The sequence below is a fragment of the Yersinia thracica genome, from assembly GCF_902170565.1.
GTDB lineage: Bacteria > Pseudomonadota > Gammaproteobacteria > Enterobacterales > Enterobacteriaceae > Yersinia > Yersinia thracica.
Genome location: NZ_CABHXX010000069.1, coordinates 1 through 26,702, shown reverse-complemented (window position 1 = coordinate 26,702; position 26,702 = coordinate 1). Strand labels below are relative to the sequence as shown.

The following is a 26,702-nucleotide window of genomic DNA, read 5'->3' as shown; positions in this document are numbered from 1 at the left end:
CTTATTATAGAAGGGATGCCATGTTACCGGCACCGTCATTGAGATACTTGGGATTAATGCTTTAGGAATAAATAAATGAAAGTACTTGTAACCGGATCTGCTGGCTTTATCGGTTCTGCTCTTGTTCTTAGGCTGCTGGAGCGAGGTGATACTGTTATTGGCATAGATAATCATAATGATTATTACGACCCCGCAATTAAAGAAGATCGCCTTGCAAGACACATCAATCATCCAAACTATACTCATCTGCGAGTTGATCTTGCTGATCGTTTAGCTATCCAGGATTGTTTCGCAACGCATAAACCACAACGAGTAGTCAATTTAGCAGCGCAAGCCGGTGTTCGTTACTCCATCGACAACCCACTCGCCTATATTAACAGCAATATTCTCGGTTTTGCGCATATTCTAGAAGGATGCCGCCATAACGGGGTAGAGCATCTTGTTTATGCCAGTAGCTCAAGTGTCTACGGTGCGAATACATCTGTGCCTTTTTCCGTTCATCAAAGTGTAAACCATCCACTAAGTCTTTATGCGGCGACAAAAAAATCGAATGAATTAATGGCACATACATATAGCCATCTTTATGGACTACCAACCACTGGGCTTCGTTTCTTTACAGTATATGGTCCATGGGGTCGTCCTGATATGGCCCTATTTAAATTTACCAAAGCTATTTTGGCTGGTGAGTTTATACAGGTGTTTAATCACGGAAAACATCGCCGCGACTTTACCTATATTGACGATATTATCGAAGGTATTGTTCGTGTATTAGATAAACCAGCCCAAAAAAATGAGGGATGGAATAGTAATATACCAGATCCGGCTACCAGCAAAGCACCTTGGCGTGTTTACAACATTGGTAATAATAAGTCTGAAGAATTAATGGACTATATTACTGCCTTAGAAAAAGCACTGGGTAAAAAAGCAAAGCAAGAATTGCTACCATTACAACCCGGAGACGTGACTGACACATATGCGAATATTGATGATCTAGTTGAAAACTTTCATTATACACCGAAGGTGGAAATTGAAGAGGGTATTGGATATTTCGTCGACTGGTATCGTAGTTACTTTAAATAATTTAAATGATAAAATAACAGGTTTGCATATTTTTATTTTAATTTTTAATAGGTTTGTAACTGAGAATATTGACTGTGAAAATTGCAATAGCGGGTATAGGTTATGTAGGTTTATCTAATGGTATTTTGCTTTCGCAACACCATGAAGTCGTAGCATTGGATATCATTCCAAAAAAAGTTGCGATGCTTAACCGTAAAGAGTCGGTAATTGTTGATACTGAGTTACAAGATTTTTTAAAAAATAAGCGACTTAATTTCCGAGCTACGCTAGATAAGCATGAAGCTTATGAGGGAGCAAATTATGTTATTATTGCCACCCCTACCGACTACGATCCTGAAACTAATTATTTCAATACAGCATCTATTGAAGCTGTCATTCGGGATGTTATGGAAATTAATCCTGATGCTGTAATGATTATAAAATCAACTGTACCAGTAGGTTACACTGCTAAAACCAAAGAAATTCTTGGTTGTGATAATCTTATTTTCTCGCCTGAATTCCTACGTGAAGGGAGCGCGCTCTATGATAACTTACACCCTTCTCGTATTGTTGTGGGTGAACGTTCCCAACGTGCTGAAGTATTTGCTAACTTATTAAAAGAAGGCGCAATTAAAGAGAATATATCAACTCTGTTTACTGATTCTACTGAAGCTGAGGCGATCAAACTCTTTGCAAATACATATTTAGCCATGCGAGTTTCTTATTTTAATGAGCTTGACACTTATGCAGCCTCCCATGGTTTGAATACACGTCAAATTATTGATGGTGTATGTCTGGATCCTCGAATTGGGACACACTATAACAATCCATCGTTCGGCTACGGTGGCTATTGCTTACCTAAAGACACTAAGCAACTCTTGGCAAATTATCGCCATGTCCCACAAAACCTTATTAATGCCATCGTAGAGTCCAATACGACACGAAAGGATTTTATAGCAGCAGAAATTCTGCAACGTAAACCAAAGATTGTAGGTGTTTATCGTCTCATAATGAAAAGTGGATCTGATAACTTCCGAGCATCCAGTATTCAAGGGATTATGAAACGAATTAAAGCCAAAGGTATTGAAGTTATTATCTATGAACCAACACTGAAAGAATCTGAGTTTTTTAACTCACGAGTATTGACTGACTTAGATCAATTTAAGAAAGAGTCCGATATAATCATCAGTAACCGGATGGTTGATGCATTAAATAATGTAAAAGATAAAGTTTATACCCGTGATTTGTTTGGTGACAACTAACTTTCAGTTATTTAATTGTGCTGAATGATACTTTCATCTTCAGCACAATCAATATTATTGGGGGAGATTCGTAATCGAAAATTGACTCACCTGTAGACCTATTTATTCACTCGGAAAGTTATTCCCCAGAAAACCGATTCACTCGGGAAAAGTTACTCACTCGGAAAAATAAATGGATTAATACTGCTGCGAGCAAAACCTTCGCCTTCCATTTTTGCATCGAGGATCAGCGAGGCTAAATCGTCCGCCACCGCTTCGACCATCGGGTCTTTTTCCTGATATAAGATTTTCAGGTAAGTGCCGCAATCGCCACAACTTTCTGCTTTCACAGCGGCCAATTCACTGTCTAGCGACCAGTAGTTCAAATCACGCGTTTGCTCGCAATTACTGCATTTAATCCGCACCACATGCCACTCGCTCTCACACAAATTGCAGTGTAAATAACGCAAGCCGCTGTGGGTGCCAATGTGTACCACACTGGAGACAGGAATACTGCCGCACACTGGGCAAAATTGGCGGTGTTCACCATACTCAGCTCGGGCTTTACCGGGGATTTGGCTGGCCATTTGCGCCCAATACAAGGATAGCGCCGCCCAGATAAAGGGCGCTTTTTCGCTACCTACATGGGTAAATTCGCGGTTTAACAGCGCATCGGCGTCCAGCTCTAGCTCATGTACCGACGCCTTATCCAGATTATCCAGTACCGCTGCAATAGGGTCGGGCGCATCAGGGCGCAGTTCAGCAATCAGCGCTGACAATAGCTTGCGCCAGTGGTCAGTACGGGGAAAAACGCTTAAATCCAGCGGCGGTTTACCGCTGGCTGCGGATTGCGCCAACTCAGCCTGCATGTCCAATACCAGCGGGTGGTCATGCAGCGCGTTCTGCTGCGCTTGCGTAATTTTAGCCGCAAAATCCAGATAGTCAGCCAGCGGATTATCCAGCGCTAGCTGCTGCAAACGCTCGGTGCGCCGGGTATACAGGCTTTTTAAATTCGCGAAAAGTAACGGCGGGATATTCCCCGCCGTCGTACCTTTTTCGCTCTGTTTTCCTAATTGATCTTTAGGGACAATGCGAATACTCATCAGGGTTTCTCTTCCTGTTTTTTCTGGAGCTGCCGTTTGGCGTTAACCTCACGATACCAACGCGGATGGTGCTTTTTAGCCCATGCTGCCGGTACCCAACCTTCCACCATCGCGGTAATCGTGCCTTTCACCCACAGGGCGGCATAGATATGCACCATTATAACAATAATTAATCCTACCGCCGCCAGCGAATGCACCAGCAGCGCCAGGCGAATCAGTGGGATCGGGAAAGAGGGCGCAAAGTAAGGCCGCCAAATCACTACGCCACTGGCCAGCAATAACACCAGGCTGATAATAGCAGCCCAGAATACGCATTTCTGACCAAAATTATAGCGCCCCGTGTCACCCACTTCCTCATTCATGGCGATTTTATGGATATTTTTCGCCCACTCGAGGTCTTCCTTGTTGATCAAGTTATGTTTCCAGTAACGGAAAAACATGATCAGGAAGGCAGCGAACATAATCACCCCGGCGAAGGGGTGAAGGATGCGCGCCAACTGCGGCGAACCAAAAATATTCATCAGCCAGTTAAATGACGGGAAGAAGAACCCCAGACCACTGATGGCGGCCAGCATAAAACAAAAGGCCACTATCCAGTGGTTGATTCGCTCCGGCGCACTGTAGCGCTGGATCCGCTTTTCTTTTTTCATTTCCGCGTCTCCCCGTCGTCTGAGTGCTCAGCGGTGGTTGGCTCAGGAGCCTTGGATGCCGTATCGGAAGGGGTGGAATCCGATTTATCGTCTTCGACCTCTTCTTCCTCAACCCGGTTCGGGCCGACGCCCACGTAATGGAAGATACTGGCAGCAAAGGTCGCAGCAAAGCCGATCGCCGCCAGCGGTTTCCAGATGCCTTTCCAGAAAGTGATGGTCGGGCTGATCGTCGGGTTCTCCGGCAAGCCATGATAAAGCTGAGGTTTATCAGCATGATGAAGAACATACATCACGTGAGTGCCCCCAACACCCGCTGGGTCATATAACCCGGCGTTATCAAAACCACGCGTTTTCAACTCGCTCACTCGGCCCGCGGCCACTTCTTTCATCGCCTCTTTGGTACCAAAGTGAATCGCCCCGGTCGGGCAAGTTTTCACACAAGCAGGTTCTTGACCAACACCGACACGATCGACGCACAGAGTACATTTGTACACCCGATTGTCGTCTTTATTCATGCGCGGCACGTCAAATGGGCAACCGGCGATACAGTAGCCACAGCCGATACAGTGTTCTGATTGGAAATCGACGATGCCATTCGCATACTGAATGATTGCACCCTCTGACGGACAGGCTTTCAAACAGCCCGGATCAGCACAATGCATGCAGCCATCCTTACGGATTAGCCACTCCAGCTTGCCGCTATCTTCGTCTTCAACTTCAGAGAAGCGCATCACCGTCCAGGATTTAGCGGTCAAATCGGCGGGGTTATCGTACACCCCGACATTATGGCCCACTTCATCACGGATATCGTTCCATTCCGAACACGCCACCTGACAGGCTTTGCAGCCGATACAGGTGGTGACGTCGATAAGCTTGGCCACCTCTTCCTGATGGTTACGAGCCTGTGGCGGCGGCGTAAGGGAGTTGGTGCCGGAGCGCCGGATAATGTCTTGAGTTTGCAGTGACATAGATTATCTCCGTTACACCTTTTCCACGTTGACCAGGAACGCCTTGAACTCTGGCGTTTGTGTATTAGCATCACCGACAAAGGGTGTCAGGGTATTGGCCAGGAAGCCTTTTTTCGCTACCCCTTCATAGCCCCAGTGAATGGGGATACCAATTGTGTCAACTTCTTGCCCATGAACATTCAGCGTGCGAATACGTTTGGTCACTACCGCCTTGGCTTTGATATAACCACGGTTGGAACTGACTTTCACGGTATCGCCCTGCTTAATGCCCTTTTTCGCCGCCAGCTTTTCGCCAATCTCAATAAACTGTTCTGGCTGCGCGATAGCATTGAGCAACGCATGCTTAGTCCAGTAATGGAAATGCTCGGTCAGACGATAAGTGGTGCCGACATACGGGAACTGCTCATGAGAACCCATAGCAGCCAAATCGTCTTTAAAGACGCGCGCGGCTGGGTTGGATATCACATTCGGATGCAGCGGGTTGGTGCCCAGCGGCGTTTCAAACGGCTCATAATGTTCCGGGAATGGCCCTTCCGCCATTTTGTCGATGGCAAACAAGCGGCCCATGCCCTCTGGCTGCATGATAAATGGCCCGACATCACTGCCCGGTGCGGCGGCGCTGTAATCAGGGATATCAATGCCCCCCCATTTAGCCCCATCCCACTCCAATAACTGGCGTTTTGGATCCCAAGGTTTACCCTGAGGGTCAGCAGACGCGCGGTTGTACAGAATGCGGCGGTTAAGCGGCCATGCCCATGCCCAGCCCAAGGTATTGCCCAAACCGGATGGATCAGCATTATCGCGCCGTGCCATCTGGTTGCCCGCCGGTGTCCAACTACCGGCAAAAATCCAGCAACCACTGGCGGTGGTGCCGTCATCGCGCAAGTGAGCAAAGGTGCTGAGCTGCTCGCCTTTTTTGACCAGCACTTTGCCATCGGCATCAGTGATATCGGCCAATGCTTTACCATTGCTTTCCTGCGCCACTTCTTCTGGCTCTGGATTATCTGGCGTCAGGTAATCCCAAGTCATATTGAGCACCTGCTCTGGCACCGCACCACCTTCCCGGCGGTACATATCACGTAGACGGCTAAAGATACCCGCCAAAATAGCGCCGTCGTTCAATGCTTCGCCCGGTGAATCCGCGCCTTTCCAGTGCCATTGCAACCAGCGGCTGGAGTTAACGATGGAACCGTTTTCTTCAGCAAAACAACTGGATGGCAAGCGGAATACCTCGGTTTGAATTTTCGATGGGTCGACATCGTTAAATTCGCCGTGGTTTTGCCAGAAATTCGAGGTTTCCGTATTGAGCGGGTCAATAGTTATCAGGAACTTCAGTTTCGACAGTGAGGCTACCACTTTGTTTTTGTTCGGGAATGAAGCCACCGGGTTAAAGCCCTGGCAAATATAGCCATTCACTTTTCCCTGCGACATCATCTCGAAATACTGCAATACGTCGTAGCCTTTATCCCACTTCGGCAACCAGTCGTAGCCCCAGCCATTTTCTTTCTGGGCGTTGTCACCGTAGAAACTTTTCATCAAGCTGACGAAGAATTTCGGGTAGTTGCTCCAGTAGTTAACCTGGCCCGGCAACAGGGTTTTCGGCGTGTTGGCCTTCAGGTAAGTATCAATATCCGGCTGTTTTTCTGACGGCAAATTCAGGTAGCCCGGCAAGCTTTGTGACAACAAGCCCAGGTCAGTTAAGCCCTGAATATTAGAGTGACCGCGCAAGGCGTTAATCCCGCCCCCCGCCATGCCCATATTGCCGAGCAACAACTGGATCATCGCCATGGTACGGATGTTCTGCGCGCCAACTGAGTGCTGTGTCCAGCCCAATGCGTAAAGGAATGTGGCGGTTTTATTGGACACACTGGTTTCGGCGAGATATTCGCAAACCTGCAAGAAATCTTCTTTTGGTGTGCCGCAAATGTTGGAGACCACATCCGGCGTGTAACGGCTGACGTGTTCTTTTAGCAAGTTCCACACACAGCGCGGGTCTTGCAAGGTGACATCGCGTTTAGCAAAGCCGTTTTCATCCAGCTGATAATTCCAGGTGGTTTTATCGTATTTGCGATTTTCGGCGTCATAACCACTGAACAAACCATCATCGAAAGCATAGTCTTCCCGCACCAGCAAGCTGGCGTTGGTATAGGCCTCGACGTATTCGCGGTTAATTTTGTTGTTGGTCATCAGATACAACAACACGCCGGACAGGAACGCGATATCGCTACCGGAGCGGATTGGCGTATAGAAGTCAGCCACCGATGCAGTACGAGTAAAGCGCGGGTCGATCACCAGCAACTTGGCATTGTTGTGGATTTTGGCTTCCATCGCCCAGCGGAACCCCACCGGATGCGCTTCTGCCGCATTACCGCCCATGACGATAATTAAGTCTGCGTTCTTGATATCAACCCAGTGGTTGGTCATCGCACCGCGACCAAATGTTGGAGCAAGACTTGCTACCGTTGGTCCGTGTCAGACACGTGCTTGGTTGTCTACGGCAAGCATGCCGAGAGCGCGACTAAATTTCTGGGTCAAATAACCCGTTTCATTGCTGGATGCCGAAGCACACAACATACCGGTACTCAGCCAACGGTTGACGGTCACACCCGCGTCGTTGGTCTTAATGAAATTAGCGTCCCGGTCTTCTTTCATCAGCTTGGCAATGCGGTCAAATGCATCATTCCAAGTGATTCGCTGCCATTTATCTGAACCTGGCGCGCGATATTCTGGGTATTTCAAGCGGCTTTCGCTGTGAATGAAATCCACCAGCCCCGCACCTTTAGGGCACAGTGCACCACGGTTTACCGGATGATCCGGGTCCCCTTCAATGTGGAAAATACTCTCTTTGGCGTTTTTAGCGCCATCGCCGAGGCTATACATCAAAAGCCCGCAACCAACGGAGCAATATGTGCAGGTATTCCGCGTTTCACGGGCGCGCAGCAACTTATAATTGCGCGTTTCCGCCAGCGCCACTGACGGCGTAAAGCCGAGTGCCGCGACCGTGGTTCCTGCCATACCGCCAGCGCAGATCTTAAAGAACTGCCTTCTGCTGACCTGCATGGGTCTCTCCTTCATTCATTGTCACATTGTATGAATTTAAAATTCAGTTCGCGCTTCCCTCAACAAAACCAGAAGCGCTAAAATCGCTAATGCGATATCACCTTTATCGGTGTGGGATACATTCCTGTTGAAATGGAATCATACCCATACCATTCTTAATGTGAATGTTACCACATTGTGATTATGGGTTATAACTTTCAGGGCCGCATAGTGAGCCAGATCAAACCTTCAGATATTGACCTTTCCACCGGAATTTGCGGAGCCAGGCAACTTAACGTGCTACAGCGCCATAAAATGGCCGAGCCACAGTTGGATTGGTTGGCGGAGGAAGTGCCGGTAGCACTGGTGTACAACGGCATTTCTCATGTCGTGATGATGGCCACCCCCAAGGATTTAGAGGCTTTCGCGCTGGGGTTTTCGTTATCAGAGGGAATTATTAGTGCGCCGCAAGAAATCTACGCCATTGATGTTAATCCTGGCTGTAATGGCATAGAAGTTAACATTGAATTATCCAGCCGCCGTTTTGTCGGGTTAAAAGAACGCCGCCGGGCGATGGCTGGCCGCACGGGGTGCGGTGTCTGTGGTATTGAGCAACTGGATGATATATTCCGCCCAATCACGCCCTTACCCTTCACACAAACTTTTGATCTTAACAACCTCGACCGCGCCCTCGCACAGCTCAAACAGGTACAAACCGTGGGCCAACTGACCGGCTGTACTCATGCCGCCGCCTGGATTAATCCTCAAGGGGAATTATTAGGGGGCTGTGAAGATGTGGGCCGCCATGTCGCACTGGATAAACTGCTTGGGATTCGAGCTAAACAGCCGTGGCAGCAAGGTGCGGTGCTGGTCTCCAGCCGCGCCAGCTATGAGATGGTGCAGAAAACCGCCATGTGCGGGGCTGAAATTTTATTTGCTGTTTCAGCTGCCACAACCTTAGCCGTTGAAGTCGCCGAGCGCTGTAATCTCACCTTGGTTGGTTTCAGTAAACTCGGCAGAGCAACGGTATACACACACCCGCAGCGGATTAACACATAAAAACCACACAATTAGTACGGCATTGATAATCATTTTCAATATCATTTAATTAACTATAATGATCCGAATGCTTACGCGGTGCTTACTTTTTTGCGCCGCCCTACACCTACGGAGACGATGATTATGAGTTACTCACTGCCATCCCTGCCTTATGCTTATGATGCCTTAGAACCCCACTTCGATAAGCAGACGATGGAAATCCATCATACCAAACACCACCAAACCTATGTTAACAATGCAAATACGGTGTTGGAGAGCTTCCCTGAGCTGGCTAAATTCAGCGTTGAAGATCTGATCAAAGATCTGGATAAAGTCCCAGCTGAAAAACGCACCTTTATGCGTAATAACGCCGGCGGTCACGCTAACCACAGCCTGTTCTGGAAGGGCTTGAAACTGGGCACCACTCTGACCGGTGACCTGAAAGCCGCTATCGAGCGCGACTTCGGCAGCGTTGACAGCTTCAAAGAAAAATTTGAGCAAGCTGCGGCAACGCGTTTCGGTTCAGGTTGGGCTTGGCTGGTGCTGAAAGACGATGGCAAACTGGCGGTTGTTTCTACAGCTAACCAAGACAGCCCGCTGATGGGCGAAGCTGTTTCTGGCGCGTCTGGCTTCCCGATTATTGGCCTGGATGTGTGGGAACACGCTTACTACCTGAAATTCCAAAACCGCCGCCCAGACTACATCAAAGCATTCTGGAACGTCGTTAACTGGGACGAAGCAGCAGCGCGTTTCGCTCAAGCTAAGTAATTCACCAGAACCGCATAAACCGCACGTTACATATCCAAAGAACTTGAAGTTGCAGGTAGGCAGCAAGCGAACGAATCCCGATGAGCTGACATTGGTCAGTGATTCGGGTGAATGAGAGCAGCTAACAACCCTGCGGCTTCAAGTACGAAAGATATATGCCAGCAAGGCCCTCTTGCTGGCATTTTTTATTGCTACTTACTGACATTTTTATTGTTAAAGTTTAGCCAATTCCTGCCGATAGAATGTACAAGAAGGTCACTGGTATTCATGGAAGAAATCTATGAATGTAGAAGTCATTGCGTTTGGGAAAAGCACTCTTGCCAAGGCTGCCCCACATACTGCCAGTTCCCCGAAATCCTCTAATAATTAGACCTCCCCAAACTCACCTACGCTGATTGATTTGCAGCAAAAACACCGCATAACGGAGAAGAACATGGCAGGATTTAGCAAAGTTTTTGGTAACTTTGAAAACGTGAAAGTCGGTAAAAAGCTGGGGTTAAGCTTTTTCCTGATGTTGTTATTGGTTGGGATCATCGCTGGTACCACCGCATATCATTTCTCCGTCATTGAAGAACATGCTTATAAAGTCGATTTGAGCTACAAAATTAATGATGAGGCTAATCAGGCGAAATATAATCGTGCGCTATATGAACGCACTTATGACCTGAAATATATCGAAGAAAACTCAGAGCATATCAATAAGATAAAAAATCTGCTCTCCCAAAGTGAAGATCTTGCCTGGTCGGAAAATAACCGTAAAACGATCAATAGTATTGCCGATGTGGTAGAAGAATATCTGCAACAACAAAGCAACTTTGTGAATGCAGTGGCCCATAAAGACGATGTGCGTAAAAGCTGGAATATCTCTGAAACTCAAAAGAATCTCAATGAGTTACAACAAAGCTTGCTCAATGAGGGTGCGGATACCAACACCCAGATTCTACTGGCAGAAATGAACCAAAAATTAATGACCGTGCGCTATAACGCGCGGGGTTTATTGCTGGATCGCAACCAAGATGCAGAATCTTCGTTGATAACCTCGATCAATATTGCTAACAGTGCGGCGAATGCTTTCATGCCGGTGTTATCCGCCGACCAGCAAAAGTTATTATCCCCCGTCATCTCCAGCCTCAGCGCTTATAAAGGCAATGTGCTGGCCTTTTTACCGGCTTATCAGCAAGAGTTGGAAGTGGGTAAAGTGATGGAAGATAATGCCAATGAATTGAATAAGTTGGCGACACATCTATTCACCCAAGAACTGCAAGGCACCCATGACGAAATCAATAATGCGCAATTGCAGCTAGCCATTACTGTCATTGCTGCTTTGCTATTTGGTTTGCTGATTTCATGGCGCATGACCCGCCAGATTACCGTGCCATTGCGCACCACGCTGGCAATGGCTGAACGCATTGCTAACGGCGATTTAACCGCAGAGACAACATCAAACCGTACTGATGAACTGGGCTTGCTGATGAATACCGTCGCCCGGATGAATGAAAACCTGCGCGCCATGATTGATGAAATTCGTATCGGCGTCAGCCAAGTGTCCTATGCATCCGGCGAGATTGCAGCCGGCAATACTGATTTATCATCCCGAACCGAGCAACAAGCCGCCGCTGTAGAAGAAACTGCCGCCAGTATGGAGCAATTGAATGCCACGGTTAAACAGAATGCCGATAACGCTCACCACGCTAATCAACTGGCTACCGAGGCATCAAAAACTGCGCAACAGGGGGGCAAACTGGTTAATGATGTGGTGCGCACCATGAATGATATATCCGGCAGCTCTAAACGCATTTCTGAAATCACCTCGGTGATTAACAGTATTGCTTTCCAGACCAATATTTTGGCGCTGAATGCCGCAGTTGAAGCAGCACGCGCCGGTGAGCAAGGCCGGGGCTTTGCCGTGGTCGCCAGCGAAGTGCGTAATCTGGCGCAGCGAAGTGCGCAAGCGGCGAAAGAAATTGAGGGGCTGATTAGTGAGTCAGTATCGCAGGTGAATGCCGGTACCTCGCTGGTGAAGAATGCGGGTCAAACTATGGAAGATATCGTCCGCTCAGTCACCCATGTGCGCGATATCATGGCGGAAATCGCCTCGGCCTCTGATGAACAAAGCCGGGGTATCACACAAGTCAGCCAGGCTATTTCCGAAATGGACAGCACCACTCAACAGAACGCCGCATTGGTGGAAGAGTCCGCCGCCGCCGCCGATTCACTGGCTGAACAAGCCATCTTACTGGCGCAAGCGGTCGCGGTATTCCGCCTGTCCGAAGCTGAAGCTGAAACGGTTCAAAGCAATACCAGCGCCTCACGTGTAACCACACCGCGCCCGGCCCCAGACGCTAGCCGTAATAATCAGCAGGATAATTGGGAAACTTTCTGATTATTTATTTTGGGTACAGACAAGGAGAATAGTCAGTCAAAACAATATTGCCAAGGATGGCAAACTAATACGAGAGAATTCCTTAAAACGGATACTTCACCATATTGTTACAATTAATCTTCTGAAAATATTAATTAGTAATATTAATAGTTATTATTGTGCCCAATCTTCAATTCGCAACTTTTTAACTCTTTCGAACTCTCTAATATTATTAGTTACTAATATCGCACCGGTAGAAATAGCATGCCCCGCTATAGCAGCATCATTGCCTCCAATTGGCGTTCCCTGCTTTGCTAGCTCCATTTTAATATGGGTTGTAGCACCAATAGCGGCGACATCCCAGGGTAAGATAGAGTCCAATCTTTTTACAAATTCATCTACCAAATAGATATGTTTTGGTGATGCTTTTTTACCTATCGCACCGAAACGCATTTCTGAATAAGTAATTGCTGAAACAACTATTTTATTCTGCTGCTCAATACACTTTTGTAATTTTATAATTATTTCCGCTGGGCGTTCTCGCATAATAAAAGAACAAATATTAGTATCAAGCATATACACTTTTTTGATCATAACTCGAAGCGTCCTTCTTCGATAACTTCTTGTCTTTCCGCAAGAAAGTCATTATCTGCTTTATCTTCATCCATGAATGATACCCATGTAGGGCGTATCGGCCGTAAAATGATATTGTCGCCGTCTTTGAGTATTTCCAGCTCAGTGACGCCCTCAAAATCCATATCTTTGGGTAAACGTATTGCCCTATTCTGCCCATTTTTGAAAATAGATACAGTTCTCATATTTTTACTCCTGATAGCAGTGCCCCACAAAAAACACTAGCATATGCTTAGCATATGTCAAGAGTCATGCAAATCCGCAAAAACCGGGCAACGGCGATGCCACACACCCGGCTCTATCGAAAATAGCAATCAGAACGCTTTTTTGGCGAAACCAGTCACTTCTTTCAGGCCCATCTCGCGACCTAATGCGGTCATTGGGTGAACCACCACAATGCCGCGCACCGCTTTCTTCAAGATGCCCATATCGGCTTGCTCTTTCTTGGTAATCGCTCGGCTGAACGGCAGTTGCGCCAGTTTCTGGGCTTCAGCACTCAGGTTTTTAACCCGCACTTCTTTCAGGCGCTGAATTTCAGCCGCCAGTTTCTCTTTTTCCTTCATATGCTGTGCGATTAACTCCACATTACCCTGCTGTATAACAGTCGGATCTTTGTGGTTCAGCGCATCCAGCATATCGCTTAGACGTTTTATTTCTGCATGTTCTTTCATAGTATTGGCCCGTACATGCCACTGATGGGCACGATATTTCGCTAAAGTTGGAGATAGGATAGCACTGATTGTGCATCAAGATGGATAGTGTATCAGGATGCAGGCCTTTCGACAGCAGCCTCCTGTGCCGATTGCCACTGCATTCCGGCGGGTAAGCCGCTAATTTCACATGCAACCGCCCCCAACCGCTCCAACGCCCCGGTATAGCGGCTATTGAATGGGTAACAGCAAGAGAGGCGAAATGCATTGCGATACCGGCCGCTGGGTGAATAAAGCGTCCCCGGCGTCAGGCAAATCTGCTCTTGCAGCAATTGATGGAACAGCGTGACGGTATCGACGCTATCAGGGAATTCGACCCAAAAAACAAACCCGCCAGCTGGTTGTGTCACTGTGGTTCCCCGCGGAAAGGAGCGGGTAATCAGTTGTTGAGCTTGCTGAACCTGCTGCGCATAACGGCGGCGCAAACTGCGCAGATGGTGGTCATAGCCGCCAGACTCAAGGAACAGTGCCAAGGTTTCTGACAGTAGCATCGGCTCCGCCATCGACGATACCGCTTTTAGCTTGTGCAATGCTTCTGCGAAGCGGCCCCCATCAATCCAACCAATACGGAAATCCGGTGCCAGCGTTTTGGTGAAGCTGGAGCAAAACAGTATCCAGCCGTCACGATCGAATGCTTTGACCGCCGGAGATAAAGTCGAGCCGAATTGAATTTCGGCATATAAACCATCTTCAATTAGTGGCACTTGATGATCGTTCATCAGCTGCGCCAATCTTTTTTTCGCGGCGAGCGGCATGGTATAGCCCATGGGATTTTGCACCGTCGGCATTGCAATCAGTGCATTCAACCGCCCTTCTTTAAGCAATAACTCCAACACATCCAATGAAAGTCCTTGCTGCGGATCAGTCGGAATCTCCACGGCTTTCAAGCCAAGGCTAGCTAACAAGGGCATCAGATAGAAATAAGTCGGCGACTCCAGCCCGACACAATCCCCCAGTTTAGTGGTCACCCGGAGCGCTAATTGCAGCGCCTCCATACACCCATGGGTAATGGTGATATCTGCCGGATCGGCCAGCATTCCCAACGTCATAGCGCGGCGAGCTATTTGCTGGCGTAGGCGCTGACTGCCGGGTGGCAATGCATATTGACTGATTAACTGCGGCTGACGACGTAACAAAGAAGCCATAATGCGCCCCAACTTGGCGCTGGGATAGAAATCGCCAGTCTGCGGGCAGGCCAGCGAGATATTGGTAAAGCGCGGATTTTGTTGCGCAGCAAATACGGTATCAATCAAATCCAGCACTTCATCCACCGGTTTCCCCACTGTGGCGGTTGGCACCACGGCGGTTGACGGGCTACAGACATAAAAACCTGACTGCGGGCGGGCCTCAATCAAGCCGCGGTCTTCCAATGTGCGATAGGCTGCCACCACGGTATTGATACTCACCTGATGACTCTGCGCGTAGCCCCGCACCGAGAGTAAGCGGCTACCCGCCAGGAGACTGCCATTTTTAATGGCTTGCGCCAAATTGTCTGCCACTTGTAAGTAGCGAATTTCATTCATAACAAGGGACATGGTGACAGTTCTCTAGAGAATTGATGGGTACAGTTAAGTATCATGAAAACTGTACCCATAACAATAGATAACTTCTGCTTCTGCCGCTAGCGCCGATTGCTGTTTATGCTGAATCTCTTGGCAACATCAATAATATAATACCCGAGGGGTTCTTATGCTGGACAGTGCCTTTATCAGTTACGTCACCGTAATGTCGATCACCCCAGGCCCAAACAACCTGTTATTGGCCGCCGCTGGTGTCAATTTTGGTTTGCGCCGAACTTTCCCGATGATGCTAGGGATTACCTTTGGTTGTGCACTGCAATGCGCACTAATGACCACGCTATTGGCATTTATCCTCAGCTGGGTAGGGGTTGTTCGCTTGCCATTAGTCACATTGGGTGGCGGTTATTTACTGTGGTTATCCTGGAAGATTTTTAATTCTGGTAGCCCCAATGCTCGGGACAATGAGCAACCAATGGGATTCATTCAGGGGGCATTATTTCAAGCGATTAATCCAAAAGCCTGGTTGATGGCAATGAATGTCGCCATCTTATTCACCCCACGCGAAGGTGCAACACTGAGTCATACTTTGCTGATTGTCGGTGGCTTTGCTTTATTAAATCTGCCTTGCGTGGCGGTTTGGGCGGTGATGGGCGATCAATTGCGTCATGCGCTGCGCGTTAATTGGAAGTTGCGGCTATTTAATGGCGTGATGGGCGGATTGATGGCAATAACGGCCCTGTGGTTGTTAGCTGAGGAATGGCTCAGTGTCTTCAATAATTAAACATGTCCGAGTGGCGAGAGTTTAGAAACTTGTTTTTGACTGATACGGGAGAGTAATTCTGTAATCGACAGCACCATAGTGGAGCGCACCATTTGCTGATAACGCTGGCGTTGCATGGCAATCAGCGAAGCATCTGCTTCATCCGGGCGTAAGAATGTCGGGACTGGCGGCAACTCAGCCACACAATGTAGTTCACCAAATGGCCCGAGGATTTCGTCATCGGTAAAGCGGTACTCGGTGCCATCATGGTTTAGCTCTTCACGTAGCGCCATCAATAGCTCGGCATCTTCATATTCATGACGGGTTATGACGCCCAGAGCATAAACCAACTTCAATCTTACTGATAATTCACCCAACGGCCCATCCCCGACCAGCAATGGCTCCACGGCATATTTCACCGCATAGTCATCTTTACGGAAAACCTGCACCACGAGAATGTTCAATGCTTCTGCCAATAAGTCGACAGCAGCCATCAAGAAACTCCGAACGGTCTTTCCCGCGTTCAGATGTTCAAGTACCCGATTCTCAAATGCCTGTGTTTTTTCAATCATCGCTTGTCACTGGGGTGGTTGCCGATTATCAGGCTATCAAAGGATAAATACCGCGCAATCTGACACGGTATTTATCCCCTAACGCAAACGCGTTTTGTTCATAACGAAACAGAATTAGTGCGCCAGCTTGTTCTGCATGGCGTTATACACACTCACCGCCTGTTCCACAACCTCGCTATCCGCTGGCAGACCGGAAATTTGAGCAAGAGTGGCTTTTGGCCCTAATTTAGCCAGTAATTCAACCAGTTCCTGCGCTTGCGGATCTTGCTCACTGCGATAACTCATCGCGGCAGCAATGCCGGTCACCAGATGATTATGTGGCAACTGATATTCCAATGTCCCCAACAGCGGCTTGATCAAACGGTCACCGGCACTCAGTTTACGCAATGGCTGACGGCCAACGCGCTCAACATCGTCATGCAGGTAAGGGTTTTCAAAACGGGAGAGAATTTTATCGATATAAGCCGCATGTTTCTGCGGATCAAAAGCATAGCGTTTGATCAGCACTGCGCCGCTTTCTTCCATTGCACCTTTCACTGTCTGGCGAACGGCTGAGTCAAGAATCGCATCACGAATGGTTTGGTGACCAGCAAGCTGGCCCAAATAGGCGGTAATGGCATGCCCGGTGTTCAGCGTGAAGAGTTTGCGCTCCACAAAGGCCATTAGGTTGTCAGTCAGTTCCATACCGGCGATTTGCGGCGGCTGCCCTTTAAATTGGGTACCATCAACAATCCACTCGCTGAATGTTTCTACTGTCACGGCCAGAATATCCGTGCTGCCCGCTTCTGATGGCGGCACAATGCGGTCTACCGCAGAATCAACAAAACCAACATGTTGCTCAACCCACGCCTGCTCACTTTCTGGCAAGACGGCAAACACATGCTGTTTTAACTGGCTGGTGCCGCGCACCATATTCTCACAAGCAATAATATTCAGTGGGCGGGTATTACCTTGTTGATGACGGGTCACCAAACCTTGCGCCACAGTGCCGGCGATGCGGGCCAAAATTTGTGGGCCAACGGCGGTCGTGACAATATCCGCTTGCGCAATCAGCTCCACCACTTCCGGGCTACCACTGTTCACTGCGCTAACATTTTTCACTTCTTCAACACGGGCTTGCTCACCCACTACATTAACTTGATAACTCTTACGCTTATTCAGCTCATCCAATAGCGGCTGATTAACATCGGCGAAAGTAAGTTGCGCACCGGCATCAGCAAGAAGTTTACCAATGAAGCCCCGGCCAATATTACCCGCGCCAAAATGTAATGCTTTCATATTTTTCACCTTTTGCTGTAAAGGGCCGTTTTCTCCCAACGGCCCTATTCAGTTATTACTGGGCTATTTTTTCCGTCCAGTTACTTTTTACCACCGAGCAAATCCAAGACTTCTTGCACACTGGTGGTTTTACTTAAACGCTCAATGACAGAATCATCGTCCAGCGCGTTGGTCAGGCTGGTAATCACATGAATATGCTCATTATTACGGGCAGCAATACCAATCACCAAGCGAGCCACTTCATCTTCTTCTTCGCCAAAGCGCACACCTTGAGGGTATTGGCAGAACACTACACCAGTCTTCAGTACGCGGTCTTTAGCTTCGATGGTGCCGTGTGGTACGGCGATAGATTCGCCCAGATAAGTGGAAGTCAGTTTTTCACGTTCCAACATCGCTTCAACATATTCTGGCTCGACATAACCGCCTTTTACCAACTGCTCACCGGCGAAGCGAATAGCTTGCCATTTATCTGTAGCGTGTTGATTGAGGAAGATATTTTCCGCAGTCAGTTTGAACAGATTGGCTTCTGATGGCTCAAAGCTATCATCCAGCGTTTCAATCACTTTTTGTGTGGTCGCTGTCGCGTTACTCACTTCGACTAAACGTGCCGTCAGGTTGGTATACAACTGGCTGTCGAGGAAGTTAGTCAGCGAGATATGCTGTGCTTGCGGTGCATGACGCATTGCTCGCTCAGTCAAATCACGGTGCGTGATAACTAAATCAACATCTTCCGGCAGGTTGTTAATGGCGCAGTTCGTGACCGAGATGTACTTCAGGCCCGCATCTTGCACTTTCTTACGCAACACACCGGCACCCATCGCGCTGGAACCCATACCCGCATCACAGGCAACAATGATTTTCCGCACAGTGCTCAAGTCGCCCGCAGCAGCGGCAGCATTAGCCGCTTGTGCGCCTTTAGATTGCGCTTTCATGTCTTGCATACGGCGAGTTGCATCTTCCAGGCTATCTTCTTCGTCGTCTTTGACTTTAGAAGTTTTCAGCAAGATAGCTGACACCACGAAGGACACCGCAAACGCAGCAGCAACCGCAGCAATGTTGGCAAAATAAGCACCTTTTGGTGTCATCGCCAATACGGCCAGGATAGAACCCGGAGACGCTGGAGATACCAGACCGCCGTTCAGCAAAGTCAGAGTAAACACGCCAGTCATACCGCCCAGAATCACCGCCAGCAATAAACGTGGGTTCATCAGAACGTATGGGAAATAGATTTCGTGGATACCACCGAAGAAGTGGATGATAGCCGCGCCGCCAGCAGATTGCTTAGCGTTACCTTTACCGAAGAACATATAAGCCATCAACACACCCAAACCTGGGCCTGGGTTAGCCTCAATCAGGAAGAAGATAGACTTACCGGTCTCAGTCGCCTGCTGGATACCCAGCGGTGAGAAGATACCGTGGTTGATAGCGTTATTCAGGAACAGGATTTTGGCCGGTTCAACAAAGATTGACGTCAGTGGCAGCAGGTTATTCTGCACCATGATGTGCACGCCAGCAGCCAGTGCTTTAGACAAAATCTCGACCAACGGGCCAATCGCCATAAAGGCTAGAATAGCCAGCAACATCCCGATAATACCGGCTGAGAAGTTGTTAACCAGCATCTCAAAGCCGCTTTTGATTTTACCTTCAACCCAGCGGTCAAAGTGTTTGATTGCCCAGCCACCTAATGGGCCAGCAATCATCGCACCGAGGAACATTGGCATATCAGCACCAACGATAACCCCCATGGTGGTGATAGCACCCACCACACCACCACGGTCACCACCGACCAAACGACCACCGGTAAAACCGATCAGCAGTGGTAACAGGAAGGTGATCATCGGGCCAACTAATTTGGCTAGCGTTTCATTCGGCAGCCAACCCGTTGGGATAAACAGCGCGGTGATAATACCCCAGGCGATAAATGCGCCGATGTTGGGCATGACCATGTTACTGAGGAATCGGCCAAAATTTTGAATTCTGACCTTTGCGTCTGGTGAAAACATAAAACACCCCTATTGGTACGCGCTAACAATAAGAGCGCGATATAATTGTTTTGTTGAGGCAGTTCTGCAAAACCCGCCGGTGTTATCGAATACAAACCCGCTGTATGCAAAACAAACTTTAGCATGCTCCTTTGCTCACGCGTAGCTCACCCCAGACATGTGACAGATATCACACTAAAACCCCCACTATAGGGGTGGATTTGTTGATTAAGATCACACTATTAGGGTGTAAGAAAGCCACAACGGAGAATTTTTAAGCTGCAAGCGGCCAATATAGTGATTCATATCACACTTTAGTGGCGACCATTTGTTTTGAAAATGTGATGTTAATCACAAGTTATTTTTGCTCGCAGAAGAAGGATGAGACATTCACCCATCTTATTCGGATTGAGCCGCCAAGTTACGTGGTAAATGTGTAATAAAACAACAGGGGGGAAGAGGGTGATGATTTTTTGTTTCGCTTGGGATTTTTTCGGTGATTAGGTTCGGTTGACATAAGATTAGTAATCACTTGGCCTTCGCAGCCTCAACCGCCAAGGGGGTTACAAGCGCGTAACCCCCTTGGAACCCCTGCGCTTGCGCGAAATATTACTGCTATTCGCAGTCCCCTCCGGCAGCCGTTGGCCTTATCGAGCCAGCGCGAGTCGCTTCCTGCTCCAGCGCGCTTTTCGCCGGGTTATTCGTCCCATCCCTGGGACTCACCCCTACGGGGTCGCTGCAAGCAGCGTTCAAATCTGCTCCCGGCAGATTTGTCCATGGCGGCTCACTCGGGCCACCGTCTTTGTCGGTAATATTCCTGATTGCGCTCAAGGTCAACAGAGAAAGTCAAAACCATGATTTTGACCTTGATGTTAAAAGCACATTTGAGCTGCCGAGTGAAGAATGTAGCCAAGGAAATCCGCCATGGACGGCGGATTTAGGCGTCATGAGCAGGGACGCGAATAAAGCCGTCCCGCCAGCGTAATGATGAACCGAGGGAACCTGCGAAGCAGGCAGGCGATACGTGCGAAAGCGCGGATTGTTAAGGCCCACGCTTATGGGCCTTAACTCGGTTGAGGCTACTGAGCTAAAATGACCACTGAACCAATATCAACCGAAACAATAACTCGATCAGTCCTCACAACCGAACCGATCACCAATCCAATGCAATTCAATCCAAAAACCTACTGAATCACACTCATGACACTCTTCTGCGCCGCCATCATCGCCGGGTACTTGGCGACTAAATTAGCCATCATCGCGTTGTATTGTGCCGCTTGTTGCGCTGTCTGGAACTGAACACCACCATTATTAAAGGTCACTTGAGTCCCCTGCTGTTGCAGGAAATCCCCAACCTGCGCCAGATCCTGCACAAAGGCAGAAACGACTGGAACAGCCGGAATGAGCACATTGGTAGGTTGAGTCACAATATTATCAAAAGCTTTATTGAAAACGACTTTCAAGTCATCCGGCTGCTTCAACGCGGATACCGCGGCATCTGCTTGTGTTTTGGCGGTGCGAATCTGCTGCACTAACAAATTCAGCGCACCCGCTGACTGCTGCAATGCATCGCGCTGATTAAGATAATCCTGCGCCATACGAATCTCATTGATTTGCGCAATCGCCGGGCTCAGGCTAGCATCCACAGATTTACTGAGTTGCTGCGAAAAAGTCACTAAAATCGCGTAATCGCTGACATAAGGGCCAAATTTCTGTTTTTGATCTTCACTCAGCGTTGGCAGTTTCATCCCACTGCGCATCACTGTATTTTGCAGATAATCAATAAAAGCCTTACGTTGTTCTGGTTCTTTATCCCCGCAGGCGGTCAATTGGAACACCACCAGCAACGCCAGAAAAGGCGCTAACCAACGTGAATATCGGGTCGTATTCAGTGCAAAAGTCATGTGAAGCTACTCCTGTAATAAGTACTTATTTTCACCAAATTCTATTCTTATTACCCAACTCCAGCATTAAGAATAGCTAAGGGGAGCGATATACCCTTCTTACTTGAGGTTGCAGGGGTGTTCGCTGCTCTCGCTCACCCGAATCACTTACTTGAGTAAGCTCATCGGGATGCGCTCGTTTGCAGCCTACCCGCAACACCAAGTTCTTTGGGTAACTACGCTCCCCTGTGACGAGCCGAGTACAGGATTACTGCAACAGCGAAATATCAGCAACCTGTAAAAACAGCTCGCGTAATTTGCTCAACAACGTCAGGCGGTTAACTCGCACGGCATCGTCTTCGGCCATCACCATCACACTATCAAAGAACTCATCGACTGTTTCCCGCAACGCTGCCAGTTCAACCAGTGCTTCCTGGTATTGACCTGCAGCAAACACCGGCTCCAGCTTATCGCGCAATACCACCAAATGAGTGGCCAGTTTCAGCTCCGCCGGTTCTTTTAACACCGAAGCACGAACATGGTCATTCAGAGTATCAGTGGATTTTGCCAGAATATTCGACACACGCTTATTCGCGGCAGCCAATGCAGCGGCAGCATCCAGTGTGCGGAAATAAGTTACCGCTTTCACCCGAGCATCAAAATCAGCCGGTTTGGTTGGTCGACGAGCCAATACCGCCTGAATGGTATCGACGCTATGACCTTCATCCTGATACCAGGCGCGGAAGCGGCCCAGCATGAACTCAATCACTTCATCGACCACTTTAGTATTGGTTAGCTTGCTACCATACAGGCGCACGGCCTCTTCGGTCAGCGTTTGCAGATCCAGCGGCAAATTCTTCTCAACGATAATACGCAATACACCCAACGCCGCGCGGCGCAGAGCAAATGGGTCTTTATCGCCTTTAGGATGTTGACCGATACCGAAAATCCCGGCCAGCGTGTCCATTTTATCGGCAATAGCCAATGCACAAGCAACCGGATTTGACGGCAAATCATCACCGGCAAAACGTGGCTGATACTGCTCATTCAGTGCAACCGCAACGTCTTCAGCTTCACCATCGTAACGGGCGTAATGCATCCCCATCACACCTTGGGTGTCAGTGAATTCGAACACCATATTGGTCATCAGGTCGCACTTGGACAGCAAACCGGCGCGCGTGGCATGGTTAACATCTGCACCAATTTGCGCAGCAACCCAACCGGCCAGTGCTTGAATACGATCTGTTTTATCGCGCAGGGTGCCCAATTGTTGTTGGAACAGCACGGTTTCCAGACGCGGGAGATTGTCTTCAAGGCGTTTTTTACGATCGGTATTAAAGAAGAACTCGGCATCCGCCAGACGTGGGCGTACCACTTTCTCGTTACCCGAAATAATCTGCTGAGGATCTTTCGATTCAATGTTGGCAACAAAGATAAAGTTTGGCATCAAGTTACCGGCAGTGTCGTAAACCGGGAAATATTTCTGGTCACCCTTCATGGTGTAAACCAGTGCTTCCGCAGGAACTGCCAGGAATTTCTCTTCAAACTTGGCAGTCAATACCACCGGCCATTCCACCAGTGATGCCACTTCTTCCAGCAAGCTTTCACTCAGGTCAGCAATACCGCCAATCTTCTGTGCCGCCAATTCGGCATCACGCTTAATGATAGCTTTGCGCAATTCATAATCAGCGATAACTTTACCGCGATCCAGCAAGAGTTGCGGGTATTGATCAGCATTATCGAGCGCAAACTCGGATTCACCCATAAAGCGGTGACCACGAATAACTCGGTCTGAATCGATACCCAACACGGTGCCAGGAATCACTTCAGAACCTAACAGCAGGGTCACGGTATGAACCGGGCGAACGAATTGGGTTTCTTTATCACCCCAACGCATCAATTTAGGAATAGGCAATTTGCTCAGCGCAGTACTCACCATCCCCGCCAGCAATAATTGTGCTGATTGCCCTTTTACATGGGCGCGATACAGCAGCCATTCACCTTTATCAGTGACCAGACGCTCTGCTTGATCGACCATAATACCACAACCGCGCGCCCAACCTTCTGCCGCTTTGCTTGGTTTACCTTCAGCATCAAACGCTTGCGCAATTGCCGGGCCGCGTTTTTCGACTTCACGATCAGCCTGAGCAGCACTTAAATTAATGACTTTTAACGCTAAACGGCGCGGTGCGGCATACCAAATAACCTCGCCATGAGGCAAGTTGGCGCTATCGAGTTCAGCCGTAAAATTGGCAGCAAAAGATTCGGCCAGAGAACGAAGAGCCTTCGGTGGCAACTCTTCCGTGCCGATTTCCACCAGGAAAGTCTGTTGAGTCATGACAGCCTCTTAGTTCTGATTCTTTTTGCACATAGGGAAGCCCAATGCCTCGCGAGAAGCATAATAAGCTTCGGCGACAGCTTTGGTCAGCGTACGAATGCGCAGAATATAACGCTGACGCTCAGTCACCGAGATGGCTTTACGGGCGTCGAGCAGGTTAAAGGTGTGGCCAGCTTTCAGAATGCGTTCATAAGCCGGCAGTGGCAGCGGGACTTCCAGCGCCAGCAGTGACTGGGCTTCTTTCTCATATTGCTCGAAGCAGGAGAACAGGAAGTCCACATCGGCGTATTCAAAGTTATAGGTGGATTGCTCCACTTCATTTTGATGATAAATATCGCCGTAAGTGGTTTTGCCCAGTGGGCCGTCACACCAAATCAGGTCATAAACACTGTCTACGCCCTGAATGTACATGGCGAGACGTTCCAGACCATAAGTTATTTCGCCGGTGACCGGTTTACATTCCAAACCGCCTACTTGCTGGAAGTAAGTGAACTGCGTCACTTCCATGCCGTTTAGCCACACTTCCCAGCCCAGACCCCAGGCACCCAGTGTTGGGTTCTCCCAGTTATCTTCGACAAAGCGAATGTCGTGGATCAACGGATCCAGGCCCAGCTCTTTCAATGAACCTAAATAGAGTTCCTGAATGTTGTCTGGTGAAGGTTTGATAATCACCTGGAACTGATAATAGTGTTGCAGGCGGTTCGGGTTCTCACCGTAGCGACCATCGGTCGGGCGGCGTGAAGGTTGTACATAAGCGGCAGCGATTGGCTCTGGGCCAAGTGCACGCAGGCAGGTCATAGGGTGGGAGGTACCCGCGCCGACTTCCATGTCCAGTGGTTGAACAATGGTGCAGCCTTGGCGCGCCCAATAGTCCTGTAACGTCAGGATCAGGCCCTGAAAGGTCTTGGTATCAAACTTTTGCATGTTGGATTCGCACGCGATACAAGTGAATTAAAATGGAATGGGTCAGTATACCCGTTGACCGTAAGATATACAGCCAGAATCCGGAAAGATGTCGTAATCAAACGAGATTTGTTGAGATTCAAACCGGACCGCAAGCAGCGGCCCTCCTTTTAATCCTCATTTTTTATGGCAGTGGACAGGCAAACCTACACTTCCAGATGATCGGGCCGGGTATGGCTGCAAGCAGCTGAATTTTATCGTAATTAATTGTGGTGGGAATAGCATATTGCAATAGTGAATTTTGACCAGACGAACTCTTGCATGAACCATGGCACGGGGGCGGCAGTGACAAAGTATGGGCGGCGAAACAGGAGCCAACCCCACCACCAATAAAGAGAATTACAGCTACAAATAAACCAGTCAGAAGATATCTCTGTAAAATCATATATAACCTCAATAAATAGCCAGATAATTGATTAATTATGGAATTTAGCACTATAACAAGTTCAATTATTGACCAGATCAAAGTTGCGTCAAGGTTATTGCAGAATAAAAATCAGTCGGTTGCTTATTATCGCCCGAACAGCGATTATCCCCGTCTGTAACAAACATCAAAGGGAGATAAATATGGATTTACAACGCTGCGCTTGGGTGACAACTGATCCGCTTTATCTTGCTTATCACGATACTGAATGGGGCATTCCACGAACTGATAGCCAGGCATTATTCGAAATGCTGTGCCTCGAAGGCCAACAAGCTGGGCTTTCGTGGATAACCGTGCTGAAAAAACGCGAACACTATCGCAAATGCTTCCATAATTTTGATCCCGTGCGTGTGGCGAAAATGGGGCAGGAAGAAGTCGAAAAGCTGGTGCTGGACAGTGGTATTATCCGCCACCGCGGTAAAATTCAGGCCATTATCACTAATGCACAGGCCTATCTGGCAATGGAAGCTAACGGCGAAGATTTTTCGCGTTTTATTTGGAGTTTTATCGACGGTGAACCCAAAATTAACCACTGGTGGTGTTTGGCTGAATGCCCGGCAATGACACCAACCTCTGATGCGATGTCAAAAGCACTCAAAAAACGAGGTTTTAAGTTTATCGGCTCCACCATTTGCTATGCCTTTATGCAGGCCAGTGGACTGGTGAACGATCATCTTGCGAGCTGTTTTTGCCACCCGGATAACGTAGTAAAATGATAAGAACTTACCAACCTGACGATCTTGATGCCGTAATGCAATTGTGGTTGAGCAGCACTATTGCTGCGCACCCTTTTGTTACCGAGCAATATTGGCACGAGAGCGCCTCGTTGGTGCGAGATACCTATCTTCCGGCGGCGCGGACTTGGGTATATTTACCGCAAGAAGTGCCATCGGAACCCACTGACAGCGGAAACACCATCGCCGGGTTTATTAGTATCCTTGAAGAACAACTGGTCGGCGCATTATTTGTTGACCCATTCTATTACGGTAAAGGAGTGGGAAAAATACTGATGGATGGCGTTCAGCAACACTATAAAGCGCTAACTCTGGAGGTTTATCAAAAAAATCATCGGGCTTATCACTTTTATCGTAAACAAGGTTTTGTTGTCACCGAGCGGGCCTATAATGCGGAAACTAAAAATGTTATTTTAACTATGCAGTGGCAGCGGCATCAGTAAATAAATCATCAAATATTCCCAGCGTCCCTTAGTCTAATTAAATACTTATTACCCTCGCTTTACACATTTAATATAACACCCTCAACAAAAAGTATCGTACTCCCACAAAAGAATAAAAAACAAATAAAGAGATGATTAAAGAGTTTATTCACTTTCTATTCTCTATAGTAGCCATTGAACTTGCCGTTTTAAAAAACCTTAATAATATAACACAAGAATGACACGGAGTTATTA

The 26,702-nt window shown here is 48.3% G+C and carries 22 protein-coding genes; 8 read left to right on the top strand and 14 right to left on the bottom strand.

The genetic code is table 11. The features are described from left to right. Positions 1 to 75: 75 nt before the first annotated feature. The gene (locus FTA91_RS08255) at positions 76 to 1,080 is read left to right on the top strand and encodes an NAD-dependent epimerase (RefSeq protein ID WP_050112152.1); all 1,005 of its coding nucleotides are present in this window, start codon (positions 76 to 78) and stop codon (positions 1,078 to 1,080) included. Positions 1,081 to 1,154: 74 nt separating this feature from the next. Next, positions 1,155 to 2,321: a nucleotide sugar dehydrogenase gene (locus FTA91_RS08250; protein WP_050112153.1), complete on the top strand. Its 1,167-nt coding sequence runs from the start codon at positions 1,155 to 1,157 to the stop codon at positions 2,319 to 2,321. Positions 2,322 to 2,473: 152 nt separating this feature from the next. On the opposite strand, the gene fdhE is transcribed toward FTA91_RS08250, so the two are convergent. From fdhE to fdnG, 4 genes are read right to left on the bottom strand one after another with little or no spacing between them, the layout of a single operon-like run. Further along, positions 2,474 to 3,403, bottom strand: coding sequence for a formate dehydrogenase accessory protein FdhE (gene fdhE, locus FTA91_RS08245; RefSeq protein ID WP_145583171.1), 930 nt, complete (start codon positions 3,401 to 3,403; stop codon positions 2,474 to 2,476). After that, positions 3,403 to 4,053, bottom strand: coding sequence for a formate dehydrogenase cytochrome b556 subunit (gene fdoI / locus FTA91_RS08240; RefSeq protein WP_050112155.1), 651 nt, complete (start codon positions 4,051 to 4,053; stop codon positions 3,403 to 3,405). The genes fdhE and fdoI overlap by 1 nt, the downstream gene beginning before the upstream one ends. Beyond that, on the bottom strand, positions 4,050 to 5,021 hold the full coding sequence (gene fdxH, locus FTA91_RS08235) for a formate dehydrogenase subunit beta (RefSeq protein WP_145583169.1): 972 nt from the start codon (positions 5,019 to 5,021) through the stop codon (positions 4,050 to 4,052). Before fdxH ends, fdoI begins: the two co-directional genes overlap by 4 nt. A gap of 12 nt (positions 5,022 to 5,033) precedes the next feature. Further along, positions 5,034 to 8,081 (bottom strand): formate dehydrogenase-N subunit alpha, encoded by a 3,048-nt coding sequence (fdnG, locus tag FTA91_RS08230; protein WP_145534744.1) that lies wholly within the window; start codon positions 8,079 to 8,081, stop codon positions 5,034 to 5,036. Positions 8,082 to 8,264: 183 nt separating this feature from the next. Here fdnG and fdhD point away from each other — a divergent pair, with 183 nt between their 5' ends. The 3 genes from fdhD to FTA91_RS08215 all read left to right on the top strand — a co-directional run bounded on the left by fdhD (position 8,265) and on the right by FTA91_RS08215 (position 12,249). Next, positions 8,265 to 9,119, top strand: a complete 855-nt coding sequence (gene fdhD, locus FTA91_RS08225; RefSeq protein WP_050112158.1) for a formate dehydrogenase accessory sulfurtransferase FdhD — start codon at positions 8,265 to 8,267, stop codon at positions 9,117 to 9,119. Positions 9,120 to 9,242: 123 nt separating this feature from the next. After that, on the top strand, positions 9,243 to 9,866 hold the full coding sequence (gene sodA / locus FTA91_RS08220) for a superoxide dismutase [Mn] (protein WP_050112159.1): 624 nt from the start codon (positions 9,243 to 9,245) through the stop codon (positions 9,864 to 9,866). A gap of 433 nt (positions 9,867 to 10,299) precedes the next feature. Further along, positions 10,300 to 12,249 carry a methyl-accepting chemotaxis protein gene (locus tag FTA91_RS08215; protein ID WP_050112160.1) on the top strand — a complete coding sequence of 650 codons (1,950 nt, stop codon included), beginning with the start codon at positions 10,300 to 10,302 and terminating at the stop codon, positions 12,247 to 12,249. A 153-nt stretch (positions 12,250 to 12,402) separates the two neighbouring features. On the opposite strand, the gene FTA91_RS08210 is transcribed toward FTA91_RS08215, so the two are convergent. The 4 genes from FTA91_RS08210 to FTA91_RS08195 all read right to left on the bottom strand — a co-directional run bounded on the left by FTA91_RS08210 (position 12,403) and on the right by FTA91_RS08195 (position 15,106). Further along, positions 12,403 to 12,822: a type II toxin-antitoxin system VapC family toxin gene (locus tag FTA91_RS08210; protein WP_145534736.1), complete on the bottom strand. Its 420-nt coding sequence runs from the start codon at positions 12,820 to 12,822 to the stop codon at positions 12,403 to 12,405. Beyond that, positions 12,819 to 13,046, bottom strand: a complete 228-nt coding sequence (gene vapB / locus FTA91_RS08205; RefSeq protein ID WP_050112161.1) for a type II toxin-antitoxin system VapB family antitoxin — start codon at positions 13,044 to 13,046, stop codon at positions 12,819 to 12,821. Before vapB ends, FTA91_RS08210 begins: the two co-directional genes overlap by 4 nt. Positions 13,047 to 13,175: 129 nt before the next feature. Continuing rightward, a complete protein-coding gene (locus tag FTA91_RS08200; protein ID WP_050112162.1) occupies positions 13,176 to 13,532 on the bottom strand; it encodes a YibL family ribosome-associated protein in 357 nt (118 codons plus the stop codon). 92 nt (positions 13,533 to 13,624) lie between these two features. After that, positions 13,625 to 15,106, bottom strand: coding sequence for an aminotransferase-like domain-containing protein (locus FTA91_RS08195; RefSeq protein WP_050112163.1), 1,482 nt, complete (start codon positions 15,104 to 15,106; stop codon positions 13,625 to 13,627). Between the two features lie 154 nt (positions 15,107 to 15,260). Between FTA91_RS08195 and FTA91_RS08190 the strand changes: the two genes are divergently transcribed. Continuing rightward, complete coding sequence (locus FTA91_RS08190) at positions 15,261 to 15,872, top strand: LysE family translocator (protein WP_050112164.1); 612 nt, start codon at positions 15,261 to 15,263, stop codon at positions 15,870 to 15,872. On the opposite strand, the gene FTA91_RS08185 is transcribed toward FTA91_RS08190, so the two are convergent. The 6 genes from FTA91_RS08185 to glyQ all read right to left on the bottom strand — a co-directional run bounded on the left by FTA91_RS08185 (position 15,869) and on the right by glyQ (position 24,828). Continuing rightward, positions 15,869 to 16,423 (bottom strand): MltR family transcriptional regulator, encoded by a 555-nt coding sequence (locus FTA91_RS08185; protein ID WP_038637592.1) that lies wholly within the window; start codon positions 16,421 to 16,423, stop codon positions 15,869 to 15,871. The two genes, FTA91_RS08190 and FTA91_RS08185, sit on opposite strands and share 4 nt — an antisense overlap. 114 nt (positions 16,424 to 16,537) lie before the next feature. Continuing rightward, on the bottom strand, positions 16,538 to 17,701 hold the full coding sequence (locus FTA91_RS08180) for a mannitol-1-phosphate 5-dehydrogenase (protein WP_145583167.1): 1,164 nt from the start codon (positions 17,699 to 17,701) through the stop codon (positions 16,538 to 16,540). 80 nt (positions 17,702 to 17,781) lie between these two features. Beyond that, on the bottom strand, positions 17,782 to 19,704 hold the full coding sequence (locus tag FTA91_RS08175) for a PTS mannitol transporter subunit IICBA (RefSeq protein ID WP_145583165.1): 1,923 nt from the start codon (positions 19,702 to 19,704) through the stop codon (positions 17,782 to 17,784). A gap of 1,163 nt (positions 19,705 to 20,867) precedes the next feature. Further along, positions 20,868 to 21,587: a DUF3053 domain-containing protein gene (locus FTA91_RS08160; RefSeq protein WP_050113327.1), complete on the bottom strand. Its 720-nt coding sequence runs from the start codon at positions 21,585 to 21,587 to the stop codon at positions 20,868 to 20,870. A gap of 247 nt (positions 21,588 to 21,834) precedes the next feature. Beyond that, complete coding sequence (glyS, locus tag FTA91_RS08155; protein ID WP_145583164.1) at positions 21,835 to 23,904, bottom strand: glycine--tRNA ligase subunit beta; 2,070 nt, start codon at positions 23,902 to 23,904, stop codon at positions 21,835 to 21,837. A 9-nt stretch (positions 23,905 to 23,913) separates the two neighbouring features. Beyond that, positions 23,914 to 24,828: a glycine--tRNA ligase subunit alpha gene (gene glyQ, locus FTA91_RS08150; RefSeq protein ID WP_004393008.1), complete on the bottom strand. Its 915-nt coding sequence runs from the start codon at positions 24,826 to 24,828 to the stop codon at positions 23,914 to 23,916. Positions 24,829 to 25,434: 606 nt separating this feature from the next. Between glyQ and FTA91_RS08145 the strand changes: the two genes are divergently transcribed. Both FTA91_RS08145 and FTA91_RS08140 read left to right on the top strand, forming a co-directional pair. Beyond that, the gene (locus tag FTA91_RS08145) at positions 25,435 to 26,007 is read left to right on the top strand and encodes a DNA-3-methyladenine glycosylase I (protein ID WP_145583162.1); all 573 of its coding nucleotides are present in this window, start codon (positions 25,435 to 25,437) and stop codon (positions 26,005 to 26,007) included. Beyond that, positions 26,004 to 26,468 carry an N-acetyltransferase gene (locus FTA91_RS08140; protein WP_050113331.1) on the top strand — a complete coding sequence of 155 codons (465 nt, stop codon included), beginning with the start codon at positions 26,004 to 26,006 and terminating at the stop codon, positions 26,466 to 26,468. Before FTA91_RS08145 ends, FTA91_RS08140 begins: the two co-directional genes overlap by 4 nt. Positions 26,469 to 26,702: the final 234 nt, after the last annotated feature.